This window comes from Actinomycetota bacterium, assembly GCA_035697485.1.
In the GTDB taxonomy this organism is placed as follows: domain Bacteria; phylum Actinomycetota; class UBA4738; order UBA4738; family HRBIN12; genus JAOUEA01.
Genome location: DASSCU010000049.1, coordinates 22629 through 36738, shown reverse-complemented (window position 1 = coordinate 36738; position 14110 = coordinate 22629). Strand labels below are relative to the sequence as shown.

General features: G+C 70.7%; 14 protein-coding genes. 6 read left to right on the top strand and 8 right to left on the bottom strand.

Annotation, left to right across the window (positions count from 1 at the left end):
- Positions 1-141: 141 nt before the first annotated feature.
- Both VFI59_12425 and VFI59_12420 read right to left on the bottom strand, forming a co-directional pair.
- Positions 142-3363, bottom strand: coding sequence for an AAA family ATPase (locus tag VFI59_12425; GenBank protein ID HET6714501.1), 3222 nt, complete (start codon positions 3361-3363; stop codon positions 142-144).
- Positions 3360-3707, bottom strand: coding sequence for a VOC family protein (locus VFI59_12420; GenBank protein ID HET6714500.1), 348 nt, complete (start codon positions 3705-3707; stop codon positions 3360-3362). The genes VFI59_12425 and VFI59_12420 overlap by 4 nt, the downstream gene beginning before the upstream one ends.
- 88 nt (positions 3708-3795) lie before the next feature.
- On the opposite strand from VFI59_12420, the gene VFI59_12415 reads away from it, so the two are divergent.
- Positions 3796-4779, top strand: a complete 984-nt coding sequence (locus VFI59_12415) for a potassium channel protein (GenBank protein HET6714499.1) — start codon at positions 3796-3798, stop codon at positions 4777-4779.
- A 6-nt stretch (positions 4780-4785) separates the two neighbouring features.
- Here the strand turns inward: VFI59_12415 and VFI59_12410 are convergent, their stop codons facing one another.
- Both VFI59_12410 and VFI59_12405 read right to left on the bottom strand, forming a co-directional pair.
- Complete coding sequence (locus VFI59_12410) at positions 4786-5433, bottom strand: PH domain-containing protein (GenBank protein HET6714498.1); 648 nt, start codon at positions 5431-5433, stop codon at positions 4786-4788.
- 45 nt (positions 5434-5478) lie between these two features.
- Positions 5479-6225, bottom strand: a complete 747-nt coding sequence (locus tag VFI59_12405; GenBank protein ID HET6714497.1) for a biotin--[acetyl-CoA-carboxylase] ligase — start codon at positions 6223-6225, stop codon at positions 5479-5481.
- A 110-nt stretch (positions 6226-6335) separates the two neighbouring features.
- Here VFI59_12405 and VFI59_12400 point away from each other — a divergent pair, with 110 nt between their 5' ends.
- Positions 6336-8060 carry a biotin carboxylase N-terminal domain-containing protein gene (locus VFI59_12400; protein ID HET6714496.1) on the top strand — a complete coding sequence of 575 codons (1725 nt, stop codon included), beginning with the start codon at positions 6336-6338 and terminating at the stop codon, positions 8058-8060.
- On the opposite strand, the gene VFI59_12395 is transcribed toward VFI59_12400, so the two are convergent.
- A complete protein-coding gene (locus VFI59_12395; GenBank protein ID HET6714495.1) occupies positions 8057-8938 on the bottom strand; it encodes an alpha/beta fold hydrolase in 882 nt (293 codons plus the stop codon). The two genes, VFI59_12400 and VFI59_12395, sit on opposite strands and share 4 nt — an antisense overlap.
- Positions 8935-9624 carry an NADPH-dependent F420 reductase gene (npdG, locus tag VFI59_12390; GenBank protein ID HET6714494.1) on the bottom strand — a complete coding sequence of 230 codons (690 nt, stop codon included), beginning with the start codon at positions 9622-9624 and terminating at the stop codon, positions 8935-8937. Before npdG ends, VFI59_12395 begins: the two co-directional genes overlap by 4 nt.
- Positions 9625-9697: 73 nt before the next feature.
- On the opposite strand from npdG, the gene VFI59_12385 reads away from it, so the two are divergent.
- On the top strand, positions 9698-9862 hold the full coding sequence (locus VFI59_12385) for a hypothetical protein (GenBank protein ID HET6714493.1): 165 nt from the start codon (positions 9698-9700) through the stop codon (positions 9860-9862).
- Between the two features lie 106 nt (positions 9863-9968).
- On the opposite strand, the gene VFI59_12380 is transcribed toward VFI59_12385, so the two are convergent.
- Positions 9969-10649: a DUF4397 domain-containing protein gene (locus VFI59_12380; GenBank protein HET6714492.1), complete on the bottom strand. Its 681-nt coding sequence runs from the start codon at positions 10647-10649 to the stop codon at positions 9969-9971.
- 172 nt (positions 10650-10821) lie between these two features.
- On the bottom strand, positions 10822-12417 hold the full coding sequence (locus tag VFI59_12375) for a methylmalonyl-CoA mutase family protein (protein HET6714491.1): 1596 nt from the start codon (positions 12415-12417) through the stop codon (positions 10822-10824).
- Between the two features lie 43 nt (positions 12418-12460).
- Here VFI59_12375 and VFI59_12370 point away from each other — a divergent pair, with 43 nt between their 5' ends.
- From VFI59_12370 to VFI59_12360, 3 genes are all read left to right on the top strand, one after another.
- Positions 12461-13099: an O-methyltransferase gene (locus VFI59_12370; protein ID HET6714490.1), complete on the top strand. Its 639-nt coding sequence runs from the start codon at positions 12461-12463 to the stop codon at positions 13097-13099.
- A 126-nt stretch (positions 13100-13225) separates the two neighbouring features.
- Positions 13226-13627, top strand: coding sequence for a succinate dehydrogenase, cytochrome b556 subunit (sdhC, locus tag VFI59_12365; protein HET6714489.1), 402 nt, complete (start codon positions 13226-13228; stop codon positions 13625-13627).
- Positions 13628-13640: 13 nt separating this feature from the next.
- A complete protein-coding gene (locus VFI59_12360) occupies positions 13641-14096 on the top strand; it encodes a succinate dehydrogenase hydrophobic membrane anchor subunit (protein ID HET6714488.1) in 456 nt (151 codons plus the stop codon).
- Positions 14097-14110: the final 14 nt, after the last annotated feature.

Here is a 14110-nt window from a genome sequence, read left to right as displayed (position 1 = left end):
GTGAGCGTGTACCCATATCGGACCGAGGGAAGGGTTGGCAACCGGCCCGACGCCGTCACAGGCTCCCTCGGGTACGCGGCCGATGCAACCATCCTCGGGCCGAGCGCTCGAACCCTTGAGCCCCGGTCGACCCCGCGGGCACTATCGCCGCAGGTCGGAGGCCAGATCGGGCTCGCGCAGAGCCTGCTTCCAGTGGTGACGTTCGAGCAGATCGCGGGCCTCGCGCATCGCATCCTCGCCTCCCGCGGCATCAGATCCGAACAGGCTCCCCGCCCACCACACCTGCGCCGCCCACACGTTCGTCACGCCTCCGGGGCCCGCCTCGGCCTCGATCGCGGTCGTGGCCTTCATGCGAGCGGTGGCCTCGTCGCCCTCCACGAGGGCTACCAGGCACTCCGCCGTGAGCAGCGCCGTCGACGACCCGGGCTCGCCGTCGGCCAGGCGAGCGGTGGGATCCGAGAGCACCTGGCGAGCCGACGAGGGGTCGCCACGGGTTGCGAGGATGCGCGCGAGCTCGGCCGCGGTCCACGTGACCAACGCCCGTTCCTGCAGGTCGCGGCAGAGCACGAACGCCTCGCGCAGGTCGGTCTCGGCTTCCTCGAGGCGACCGGCGAGACGGTAGATCGCGCCACGATCGCCGAGCGCGCTCGCGAGCTCCCACCGCGCGCCCAGCTCACGGAACGTCCGGATCGCGGCCTCCGAGTGCTCGAGACCCTCGTCGAGCCGCATCAACCGGCGGAGCGAGGCGGCCACCGTCTCGTGCGCGACGGCTGCGGTGAACGCCTGCCCGGCGTCCTCTCCGACGGCGAGAGCTTCGAGTCCGACGCGCAGAGCTTCCTCTTCGTCGCCGGCAGGTGAGATCACGTTGGCGATGCCGACCAGGGCACGCGATTCGCCCCACGGGTCGCCGCCCTCCGCCGAGCGGGCGGCGACGAGCGCCTCGCGGAACATCGCCTCGGCCGTCGGCAGGTCGTTCGACCAGAACGGCACCCAGCCGGCCATGAGCAGGGTGCGGGCGAGCACGTGCGGCTCACCCAACCGGCGTGCCGCCTGCAGCGAGCGTTCGAACAACGCCGCCGCCAGCGGGCGGTCACCGTGGATCGTGAGCGTGATGTCCGCGAGGAACCGCGAACCGTGCGCGCAGACCTTGTCGCTGGAGTCCCCACCGAGCGCGACGGCGCGGCGCAGCGCATACTCGGCGGCGTCGAACTCTCCCAACCAGTAGCGGGCCTCGCCCAACACACTCAGGATCCAGGCCTCCCGGTCGCCCCAGTGATCGTCGGACCCGGCCATGACCAGCGCGCGCTCGTACAGGTCGGCGGCCGACCGCGACTCGATGCGGCGGCGCGCGATGTGGCCGGCGTGGGCGAGGGCGTCGACGGCGCGTTCGGCCAGCGTGCGATCGCCTGGGTTCAGGTCGAGCGCTGCCTGGGCCGCCTGCTCCAGATGGAACGCCACCGTGCGGGGGAAGCGATCGGCCTGGTCGCCCTCCGACAGCTTGTTCGCCACGCGCAGGTGCAGCCGCTGGCGCTCGCGCTTGGCGAGCGAGTCGTAGGCCACGTCGCGGAGCACGTCGGAGCCGAACCGCCACACGCCGGGGCGGTCCTCGTCGCGCATCAGCAGCTCGTCGTCCTCGGCCTCGTCGAGCAGCTCCTGCCGGGGCTCGACGAGAAGGGCGAGCTCCTCGAGGTCGAAACGCCCTTGAGGGAAGACCGACGCCCGGCGCACGAGCTCGCGCGCTGCGGGCGAGAGCTGGTCGATGCGGGCCGCGATCACGGCCTGCACGGTGGGGGGCAGCAGCCGTCCGCTGGGCGCAGGCCCCCACGGCGGCAGATCTCGCTCCTCCCGGCGCAACATGCCCACGATCTCGACGATGAAGAACGGATTGCCCCCAGCGTGCTGGGCGACGCGCTCTGCGTCGTCGTGACGCAAGCCGCCGGCCTCCATCGCGAGCTCGGCGGCGTGGCCGAGCGTGAGCGGCTCGACCCACAGGGTCACGTTATCGGCGATGCCGCCCGCCCAGCTCGGGCGCTGTTCCAGGAACTCCCACCGTGCGACGCAGAGCACCATCAGCGGGACCTTCCGGGCCTCCTTGACGAGCTGCTCGATCAGATCGAGGAGGACGGGGTCGGCCTCCTGCATGTCCTCGAAGACCAGCACCACAGGCCCTCGTGACGCGAGGCCGGTGAGCACGCTCAGCATGCCGCGGCGCACCTCGGCGGCGTGGTAGCGCTGCTCCTCACGGTCGGCGTCGACGCCGAGCGCCATCGCGAGCCGCCGGGCTGCCTCGTCGACGTCATCGTCCTCCACCCATTCCTGCACGAACGAGCGGAGGCGATCGAGCACCTCGTCGTCGGAAGCGCCGCGGTCGGTACCGATCTCGCGGTAGACCATCTGCGCGAGAGGCCAGAACGTGACCTCTTCCTCGAACGCGCTCGAGCGGCCCGCGAGCACGCGCACGCCCTCGGGCAACCCGGCGAGAAACTCCTCGACCACCCGGGTCTTGCCGATGCCTGGCTCGCCGAGCAGCGTCACGAGGTGGGCGCGCTCGCGCACGCGCACGCGCTCGAACGTGTCGGTGAGCAGGGCGAGCTCCCGCCGGCGGTTCACGAGCGAGATGGACCGGCGCGTCTGCGGACCGACGACGCCGATCGCCGGCCACGCGGCCATCGCCTTCTCGAAACCCTTGGCTTCGATCAATCGGCGCTCGCCGAACTCGATCGCGTCGCCGACGAGCAGGCGTGTCCGCTCGCCCACGAGCACCTCGCCGGGACTGGCCGCCTGCTGCAGCCGCGCGCCGATGTTGACCTCGGCCCCGATCACGATGTTGCGATCGGAGGGCGAGCCCACGGCCACCTGGCCGGTGTTCACCCCTACCCGCACATGGACCGGCACCGGCAGCTCCAACCGTGCGCCGATGCGACCCGCCCGCTGCACGATCGCGAGAGCCGCACGGACCCCCCGTTCGGCATCGTCGCCGTGCAGCATCGGCACGCCGAACACGCCCAGCACGGCGTCGCCGATGAAGCCTTCGGCCCGTCCCCCGAGCGCGGTGATCTCATCGGTCACCATGCCGTGGAACGCGGCGAGCACGTCGCGGAAGCGCTCCGGATCGAGCATCGCGGCGAGCTCGGTCGACCCTGCCAAGTCGGCGAAGACCACGGTGACCACCCGGCGCTCGGCTGCCGCGGGCACGACGATCGGCGCGCCGCAGTTCGGACAGAAGTTCGCGTCGGCGGCCACCGTCTGGCCGCATCGACGGCACGCCTCGAGGCCCACCTCCTCCTGCGCAGGAGCGTCGAGCGCGTCCGCGGCCGGGTCCGCCGCGCCCTTCCGGCGGTCCTGCGCGCGCTCCGCGCTCATGCCACGTACTCGATCAGCTGCACCGGGTTGCCGTCGGGGTCACGCACCGTCGCGAACCGGGCGAACCCCTCGACCTCCCCGACGTGATCGTCGACGTGCGCGCCGCGGCCCGTCAGCACGATGCGCACCTCGTCGAGATCGGCGACACGGAACACGATCGTGCCGTTGCCGGGTGACGCCTCGCCACCGCCGTGCAACGCCACCCGGATCGGTCCCGCGTCGAACTCGGCCCACTCGTCCCCGTCTCGCCGTAGGAGAGGAAGCCCGAGCACGTCGCGGTAGAACGCCACCGCGGCCTCCATGTCGCGCACCCAGTAGTAGACGTGGTCGATCTCGCCGATCATGGCCGCGATGGTCGCACGGGCTCGGTGCCTGCGTCACCCGGGCCGAACGGCCGCCGACAGGGCTCGCCCGAGGGGGTAGCCTCCGCTCGTGAACGGCACGGCCCGAGGCTCGGACCTGTCACGGCGCGTCCGATGGACGTTCGCCGCGCTCGTGGCCGTGTTCGTGTTCGGCGTGCTCGGGTACTGGGTGCTCGAGGACTGGTCGTTCCTCGACGCCGTCTACATGACGGTGATCACGCTCACCACGGTCGGGTTCAGAGAGGTCCGCCCACTCGACACCAACGGGCGAGTGTTCACGATCGTGCTGCTCGTGATGGGGGTCGGCCTGGCGCTGATCTCGGTGGCGTTGATCGCGCAGATGGTGGCCGAGAGCCAGCTCGGGGCGCGGAGCAGGAGGAGACGCATGGAACGCGACATCGACCGGCTTCGGGACCACACGATCATCTGCGCCTACGGCAGGGTCGGGCGAGCGGTCGCGCGGGAACTGCGCGCGAACGGACGGGCATTCGTCGTGATCGACCCGCAGGAGGATCTGCGCGAGCGCATGGAAGCCGACGGGGTGCCCTTCCTGATCGACGACCCCTCGAGCGAGGCGGTCCTCAAGCGCGCCGGCGTCGAGCGGGCGCACTCGCTCGTCTGCGCGGTCGACTCCGACGCGACGAACGTCTACATCACCTTGATCGCCCGCTCGATCCGGCCCGACCTGCAGATCGTGGCGCGCGCCTCCGAGCCCGGTTCGCCGGAGCGCCTCGAGCGGGCCGGCGCGGACCGGGTGGTCTCGCCGTTCGTCACGAGCGGCCAGCACATGGCGAAGATGGCGATGCGGCCCGAGCTCGTCGACGTGCTCGGCGAGGAGGAAGAGGGCCGGCCCGCGCTGTCCGTCGAGGAGCGCGTGGTCGCGCACGGCTCCACCCTCGAGGGCCGCCCCGTCGCCGACGCGGGCGGACCGGTGCTCGCGGTACGCCGCGTGGGCGGTCAGGTGATCGCGAACCCGGCCGGCGACCTGCTCCTCGCCGAAGGCGACACGGTGCTCGTGCTCGCAGCCGAGCCGGCCTCGACGGGGCCCGCCTGAGCCCGCTCAGCCCTTGCCGAGGATGCGGGCCTTCTGGGCCTGGAACTCCTCCTCGGTCAGCACGCCCCGCGCGCGCAGGTCGGCCAGGCGCTCCAGCTCGATCGTGACGGACGGCGACGCGGGCGGCGCGCCCGAGCCGTCGGGGCGCGCGGGAGCCGCCGAGGCCGAGCGATGGGCGGACCGCTGCTGGTTCAGCTCCCCCTGATGGAAGATGGTCCGCTGCACCTCCTCGGGGTGACGGATGTGGTCGAACGAGTTCGTTCCGCTCGTGCTCGCCGACTGGATCAGCAGGGTGCCCGCACCCACGATGCGGTCGAAGATGCCCTGCTCGAACCGCACGTCGTTCACCTGCTCCAGCGGGATCTCCATCGAGCGCTTCGCGATGAACCCCTCGCGGCTGATCACCCGGTCGGTCGAGACCACGAAGATCGAGGTCCACCACGCGACCGCCTTCGGCACGACGAACCCGAGCATCAGCGCGAGCCACGCCGCCCAGGCGACCCAGACCACGACGCCGTCGATCTTCGTGGAGAGCCATGACGCGAAGGCGGTGCCGACCAGGAGCGCGATCACCGGCATGGCCAGCGCGACCGGATGCGGCCGCAGCTCCAGGACGACCTCTTCACCCGGGATCAGCAGCTTCCGAGGGAACATGCGCGAGACGCTACCCAAGCGGGAGGTTCCAGGCAACGAGCTGGGTCAGCGGAGGTGCTCGACGTCGTCGGACGCCACGGCCACCGGACCGTCGGCGGTCTCGAGCACCAGCCGTCCCCATGGATCGATCGCGACGGCGACGCCCTCTCGGCGGGTACCGTCGATGGCGACCGCCGCCACCTGCCGCCCCAGGGTGGCCGAGACCGCGGACCAGCGCCCGACGACCTCGCCCACGAACGTCGCCGGGGGCATCCGATATCCGCGCGCGAAGCGCGCGAGGAACCCACCGAGCAGTGGGGCCCGGTCGACCTCACCGAGCCCCCCGGCGTCCTCGACGCCCGGGTCCGCGAGGTTCACTCCGGAGCCGATCACGACCCATCGCACCTCGTCGCCCTGCACCGAGGACTCGGCCAGCACGCCACCCACCTTCCGTCCGGCCACGAGCAGGTCGTTGGGCCACTTGCAGCGCACCTCGAGGCTCGTCGCGTCCGTCGCCGCCTCCGCCCAGGCGGCGCCGGCGAGCAGCGTCAGCAGGCCCAGCCGGTCGGGGCGCATCGCCGGGCGGAGCACGAGCGAGGTCATGAGCGAATCGCCGGGGCGGTCGAGCCAGGTCCGGCCTCTCCGGCCTCGCCCGGCCGTCTGGTGTCCGGCGCCGACGAGCGTCCACTCGTGAGCGCCGTCCTCGGCGAGCGCGACGGCGTCGGCGTTCGTGGACCCGGTAACCTCCTGCCAGTGCACGGAGGCGGAGAGACCCGCGAGGGCTGCGGCTCGTTCCAGTTCGGTCGCCGTCATCGTCATCGCCCCACGTTGACTCGCGTCGAGAGTCCGGAGAGTATCCCGGGCCAGTACCCGCCGAGGAAGCGCCCGAGGAAACGGACGGTGGTCCTGCCAGTGAGGCAGTCATGAGGCCCAAGGTGCTGATCGCGAACCGCGGCGAGATCGCCGTCCGCATCATCCGCACCTGTCGCGAACTCGGTATGACGAGCGTCGCCGTCTACTCCGACGCGGACCGCGACGCCATGCACGTGGAGATGGCCGACCAGGCCTTCCGTATCGGGCCGGCCCAGGCCTCGTCCTCGTACCTGTCGATCGAGGCGATCGTCGACGCGGCCCGTCGCGCCAAGGCGACGCTGATCCACCCCGGGTACGGCTTCTTGTCGGAGCGGGCCCACTTCGCCGAGGCCGTGGCCGAGGCGGGGCTCACGTTCGTCGGCCCGCCGCCGCAGGCGATCGAGATGATGGGTGACAAGGCGGCCGCCCGCCGCGCCGCGGACGCGAGCGGCATGCCGATCGTGCCCGGCACGCCCGAGCCCGTCGACGCGAAGCAGGCGAGGAAGCAGGCCGAGCGCATCGGGTTCCCGTTGCTCGTGAAGGCCGCCTTCGGTGGCGGCGGCAAGGGCATGCACATCGTGCGCGACGCCGGCCACCTCGAGGAGGCGCTGAAGCGCGGGGCGCGTGAGGCGCAGTCCTACTTCGGGCGACCCGAAGTCTTCCTCGAACGCTACGTGGACCGCGCCCACCACGTCGAGGCGCAGATCCTCGCTGATACCCACGGCAACGTCGTGTTCCTCGGGGAACGCGACTGCACCGTGCAACGGCGCCACCAGAAGCTGATCGAGGAGACACCCTCGACCGCGATCGACGACACGATGCGCCAGCGGCTCGCCGACGCGTCGATCGCGCTCGCGCGCGAGACCGGCTACGTGAACGCAGGCACGATCGAGTGCATCGTCGACGAGGACGGCGACTTCTACTTCCTGGAGATGAACACGCGCCTGCAGGTGGAGCACACCGTGACCGAGATGGTCACGGGCCTCGACCTCGTCGCCCTGCAGCTCGAGATCGCGATGGGCGCCTCGATCGCCGGTCTCTCCGTCGAGCCGAGGGGAGCCGCGATCGAATGCCGCATCAACGCCGAGGATCCCGGGCGAAACTTCATGCCGGGGCCAGGGCACATCACCGGCTACGTCGAGCCCGCCGGCCCCTTCGTCCGCGTCGACGCCGGATTCGGCCAGGGGGGGGAGATCCCCGGCGACTACGACTCGATGTTCGCGAAGCTGATCGTCGCGGGCACCGACCGCGAGCAGGCCCGCCGGCGGATGATCCGCGCGCTCGGCGAGTACACGGTCGAGGGTGTGCCGACCACGATCCCTGCGCATCTGTGGGTGCTCGAGTCCAAGGAATTCAAGACGGGACGCCACACGACCACGTGGGCCGAGCGCGCCCTCGCCGAGGCCGACCTGCCGGCGCAGGCCGAGCTCGGCCCGTCGGGCCCGACGGCGCGTGAGGGACGCCCTGCCGACATCCTCGTGGAGGTCGACGGCCACCGGGTGCCCGTGCGCGTGTTCGACGAGCGCCGCGGCGTGGCCCCCAAGCCCCCCGAGGCCCACGCCGCCGGCCACCAGGAGCACGTGCATGGAGAGGTCCGCGCCGAGATGCAGGGCACGATCGTCAAGGTGCTGGTCGAGAAGGGTCAGGACATCAGGGCGGGCGAGGTGATCTGCATCCTCGAGGCGATGAAGATGGAGAACCACATCGCCGCCACCCGCGACGGCGAGGTCACCGACCTGCCGATCCGCGCCGGCCAGGTCGTCGAGACCGGCCAGGTTCTCGCGGTGATCGACTAGCCTTCGTCCTCGTCTTCCTTCCAGCCCAGGAACCGCGACACCGCCTCGAGGTAGACCTCAGGCTCTTCCACGAACGTCATGTGCCCGCTGGCCTCGAAGACCAGCAGCTGGGCGTCCGCGATCCCGTCCGCGATCGCCGCCGACGCCTCGGGAACGCAGGTGCGATCCGAGCGGCCGGCAAGCACCAGCGTAGGAACGGACACCTCGTCGAGACGATCCTCGACCTCGATCGCGCCCTGCTCGCCGCCGGCGAAATGCCGCAGCACGTCGGGCGAGTAGATCATGCCGGCGCTGCGCAGCCGGTACTCCTCGATCCGGGAGTCGCCCGGGAACGCGAAGTGGAACGGCCATTGATCGCGCATCAGGTCCTCGAATTCCTTGGACGTCGACACCTCGGGCTCGCGCGCGAACGACGCGGCCACCTGGTCGCGCAGGTCAGCGGGCTCGAGCGCGCGAAGGTTCTCGTCGACGCGCTCGAGGAACCGCGCAGAGGGAACACCGCTGCTCACGATCACGGCCGCCGCCGAGCCCGGGTAGTCGACCGCCTGCTGCAGCGCTACGAAGGCGCCGTAGGAGTGCCCCAACACCGCCCAGCGCTCGAGGTGCATCGCCCGGCCGAGCATGACCACGTCTTGCGCATGACGCTCGAGCGTCCATGTCTGTGGTGACGGCCGCTCGGAGCGCCCACACGCCCGGAGATCGACGAGCACGAGGCGTACCCCCCGCTCGGTGAGCGGATCGAGGTAGTCGGCGAACTCGTGATGGTCGAGCCCAGGCCCGCCGTGCAGGACGAGCAGCGGCACACCGTCGTCATGACCACGCTCGACCACCCAGAGGGAGGTGTCGTCGATCTCCACCAAACGGCCCGGACAGCTCATGGCTCGGGCGCCCCCCACCCGTCACGGCCCGTGATGCGGAACCCGCCGTCCTTCAGTCTGTAGCGCCGGTTGATCATGATGATCAGCGGGGTGAGCGGCTCGGTGAGCCGGGCGTTCGCGAGCGGCCCGGCGTCGACCCAACGCATGCCGGGCACGGAGTCGATCAGCTCCCCGACCCTTCGCTTCGCCGTCTCGTCGTCGGCGCAGAGCAGCGCGTCGGACGCGATCTCCTCGTCGAGCGCCATCAGGGTGTGTGCGCCGATCGTGTGGAAGCCGGCCACCACCGAGACGCCGTCGGGCACGAGTGAGGCCGCCAGCTCGGCCGCCGATCCCTGCCAGGGGCGGATCGCCTCCCACGCCTTGCCGCCGACCGCCGCCATCAGCGGGCTCGTCGCGTCGAGCACGACCTGTCCATGCTGCAGGGCGGGGGCGATCGAGGCGTAGATCTCGATCATGCCGGCGAAGGGCACGGTCACGACGACGATGTCGGCGCCGAGCACCGACGGCGCGTTCTCCGCCCCCTCGACGTCGACGGCTTCGCCGAGCGCTTCCTTAGCCCGCGTGACCGCGTCGGTCGCTCGCTCGGACGACCGCGAGCCGATCGTCACCCGGTGGCCGGCCAGGAGCAGGCGCAGCGCGAGGCCGAAGCCTTCCTTCCCCGTGCCCCCGACGATCGCGACGTCCATCGTGCGTGGAAGCCTACGGGAAGCGGACCTGAACACGGGAACGCCTCGACCGGCTTCGATAGGGTCCCGCGTCGTGGAGACCGCGACCTGGCTGATCGAGCTCGGGGTCGGGTCGGCCTGCCTGGTCGTCGCCATCCTCGCCCTTCGGAACCCGCGCCTGCGGCTTGCCGGTGTCGTCCTGCTCGTCGCGGGGGTCGCGGCAGCCGGTCATGCGACGACGCAGCTCATCGGCGACTAGTCTATCTTGGAGTAGTTGCGTGAGCCGCACACGCGACGAGCGAGGACGAACGAGGAACCCCGCCGGCTCCGCCGGCGGGGCCCTGGGCTCGCGCCGATGAAGGACGTCACGCCGGAGGCGGCGTGAAGTCCTGGTCGATCACGATGAACCGGTAGTTCGACGCGTTCGTGCCGACCGCCATGACCTGGTAGGCGTGTGCAGCCTCCAGCTCGGAGACGTCGGGCCCGATCACGGGCACGAAGTCGTTGTGGGCGGCCGCCCAGTACGCGTAGACGCCCGGCGGCACCTCGAGGGCGAACTCCTCACCCTTGGCGATGCCGTCGCCCGGCGTGATCTCGGTCCCGTTGGCCCACACATCGACCTTCGGCGCCTTCGCCGTGTGCCGGACCTGCAGGATCGCGTCGCCGATGTCGGTGAACACGACGTCGTTGTCGAACGCCTGCAGGAACGGGTCACCCGACTTCACGTAGGCGACCACCGTGACGTTGTCGCCCGCCTCGATCTCGAGCGAGGCGCCGACGAGCAGGGTGCCCTTGCCGGACTGGGCGGGCGTGCGCACCTTCACCTTGTAGACGCCGGGCGCGACGTTCTCGAGCGTCGCCACCTTGCCGTAGCGCCAGTTCGACAGCACCTCGTCGCCTGCGATGTACACGTCGACCTTCTGGCCCGGGATGCCGTGCGCGAGGAACACCGTCGCGTCGGTGACCGGACCGGCCGACACTCCACCGACGAGCAGGCCGATCACGAGGGCTCCCGCCGCGAGCGCTCCGAGGGATCGCTTCCTCATGTCGCCCCCTCCTTCCATCGGACCGGGGCGTCTGCCCGATCCACGACCGGAGCGACTCCGAGGGGACCACGACCGCACTCCTCGAGCAGGATCGCGATCGAGGCGCTCCCGCCGTTCACCTCCAGCGTACGAGCGCTACGGTCGGTTCCCTTCGGGAGGAACGAACCGACGGTCAGACGGTGGGCCGGTACTCGCCGAATACCCCTCGCAGGGCGTCGCTCACCTCGCCGAGGGTCGCGCGAGCCCTGAGCGCGTCCTTCATCGGCGGCAGCAGGTTGCCCGTCCCACCGGCGGTCTCGGCCACCGCGTCGAGGGCGGCGTCGACGACCGCCTGGTCCCGACTCGCGCGCAGCGCCCGCACGCGCTCGACCTGCTGGGCGGTCTCCGCTTCAGAGATGCGCTGCAGCTCGACCGGCTGTTCCTCGGCGTCGACGAACCGGTTCACGCCGACGACCACCCGCTCCCCCGACTCGATGCCCTGCTGGATGCGGAACGCGGCCTCGTGGATCTCCTCCTGGTAGAAGCCCGCCTCGATCGCGCGCACGGCGCCGCCCATCGCATCGATCTTCCCGATGTAGTCGGTCGCGAGACGTTCGAGCTCGTCGGTGAGCGATTCGACGTAGTACGAGCCCGCGACCGGGTCGACCGTCTCGGTCAGGCCCGGCTCGTAGCCGATCACCTGCTGCGTGCGCAGCGCGATCGTGGCGCTGTGCTGGGTCGGGAGCGCGAGCGCCTCGTCGAACGCGTTCGTGTGCAGCGACTGGGTGCCGCCGAGCACGGCGGCGAGCGCCTCGAGGGCCGTGCGCACGATGTTCACCTCGGGCTGCTGCGCCGTGAGCGTCGCGCCGCCGGTCTGCGTGTGGAACCGCAGCATCCAGCTCCTCGGGTCCTTCGCCTCGAACCGCTCGCGCATGATGCGCGCCCACATGCGCCGGGCCGCGCGGAACTTCGCGATCTCCTCGAAGAAGTGCATGTGGCAGGCGAAGAAGAACGAGAGGCGTGGCGCGAAGTCGTCGACGCCGAGCCCCGCGTCGAGCGCGGCCTGCACGTAGGCGATGCCGTCGGCGAGCGTGAACGCGATCTCCTGGGCGGCGGTCGAGCCGGCTTCCCGCATGTGGTAGCCGCTGATCGAGATCGTGTTCCAGCGGGGGATGCGCTCGCCGCAGTACGCGAACAGGTCGGTGATCAGGCGCATCGACGGGCCGGGCGGATAGATGTAGGTTCCGCGCGCCGCGTACTCCTTCAGGATGTCGTTCTGCACGGTGCCGCTGATGTCGGTCGAGGCCACGCCCTGGTCCTCGGCGACGAGCTCGTAGAGCAGCAGCAGCATCGGCGCGGTCGCGTTGATCGTCATTGACGTCGAGACGCGATCGAGCGGGAGGCCCTCGAGCAGCCTCGCCATGTCGTCGACGGAATCGATCGCGACGCCGGTCTTGCCGACCTCGCCCTCGGCGCGGGGGTGGTCCGAGTCGAGGCCCATCTGCGTCGGGAGGTCGAAGGCCACCGACAGGCCGGTCTGCCCTTGGTCGAGCAGGTACCGGAAGCGCGCGTTCGTCTCGTCGGCGGTCGCCATGCCGGCGTACTGGCGCATCGTCCAGAGGCGGTGGCGATACATCGTCGGATACACGCCGCGCGTGAACGGGTACTCCCCCGGCTCGCCGAGATCGCGCGCCGGGTCGAACCCGCGCGCCGCCAGGTCGTCGGCGGTGTAGACGGGCTGCAGCTCGATGCCGGAATCGGTGGTGCGTCGCTCGTCGCCGGGTGCCATCGTCCGAAGCCTACTCAGGTCGCCGGTCGGTAGCCTTGGGGCCATGGACATCGTCGACCCTCGCATCGAGGCCTACACCGCGTCGCTCCACGCCCGCCACGACGAGCCCGTGCTGCTCGAGATGGAAGCCGAGGCGCGCGAGCTCGGCTTTCCGATCGTCGGGCGGAACGTCGGCGTCACGCTCTGGACGCTCGCCGCATCGATCGGCGCTCGTCGCGTGTTCGAGCTGGGCTCGGGCTTCGGGTACTCGGCCTACTGGTTCGCGAAGGCCACCGGCGCCGAGGGCGAGATCCACCTTACCGACGGCGACGCCGCCAACGAGCGGAAGGCGGCCGACTACCTGGGGCGCGCCGGCGTCTGGGAGCGTGTCACGTATCACGTCGGCGACGCGCTCACCTCGTTCGCGGCCGTCGACGGCGAGTTCGACGTCGTCTACGACGACATCGACAAGCACGGGTATCCCGATGCCTGGCGTGCCGCTCGCGACCGGGTACGCATGGGGGGCCTCTACATCTGCGACAACACGCTCTGGTACGGGCGGGTGCCGCCCGACGGCGAGCCGCCGGACGACCTCACCGGCGCGATCCGCGAGCACAACGCGATGGTGGCGGCCGACGACCGCTACGTAACGACGATCCTGCCGATCCGCGACGGCGTGTTGGTGGCCCTCCGCACGTCATGACCCCGCACCGTGTGAGCCGATCTGCATGGGTGAGCCTCTGCCGGAACGGAGTACACTCCGCGCCGTCCGCTGGACGCCTCGGCTGACTCGCTCGCCGGGGCGCGAGATAGCCTGAGGGTGATCGCCGTGGCCACCAGACTCCGCAAGAAGCAGAAGGACGACTTCGGCTCTCCATATCTGGGCCACGAGGGCCAGTGGTCCTGGATCTTCCACCGCATCACCGGCGTGGCCGTGATCCTGTTCCTGTTCGCCCACGTCGTCGACACCGCCGTGATCGGCTGGGGTCCGGAGGCCTACGACCGGGTCACCGAGGCGTACAAGAACCCCGCGGTCCACGTGCTCGAGCTGGGCCTCGTGCTCGCGGTGCTCTTCCACTCGATCAACGGCATGAAGATCACCTTGATCGACTTCTTCCCGAGCCTGGCCGGTCACATCAAGGTGGTCGGGCGCACATCGGCCGCAATCTTCCTCGTCTCGGCGATCGCGGTCACCGCGATCATGGGCAAGCAGATCCTGGACCTGCTGTGAGCGGAGCGAGCTGATGGCGACCACGATCGAACGACCGTCGACCCCCGAGGGCGGGGCGCCGCAACCACCCCAGCGCGACTACACGCGAGGGCGCGAGCGGCCCGTGGGCGGCTTCGAGCTCTGGATGTGGCTGTTCATGCGCATCAGCGGCATCATGCTGCTCGTGTTGGCGCTCGGCCACACGCTGATCATGCATCTGCCCGCCGGCGGCGTGGACCGCGTCGACTTCGGCTTCGTCGCGGCCCGCTGGGGAAGCCCCTTCTGGCGCACGTGGGACTGGATGCTGCTCACGCTCGCGCTGATCCACGGCATCAACGGGTTGCGCAACATCACGCTCGACTACGTGCGCAAGCCCGGCGTGCGCTTCGCGATGAACATGGTCTTCTACGTGCTCGGCTTCGTGCTCTTCGTGCTGGGCTCGGTCATCGTCGTGACGTTCGACCCGACCGACTGGCCACCGGTGGCGTAGCGATGGCCACCATC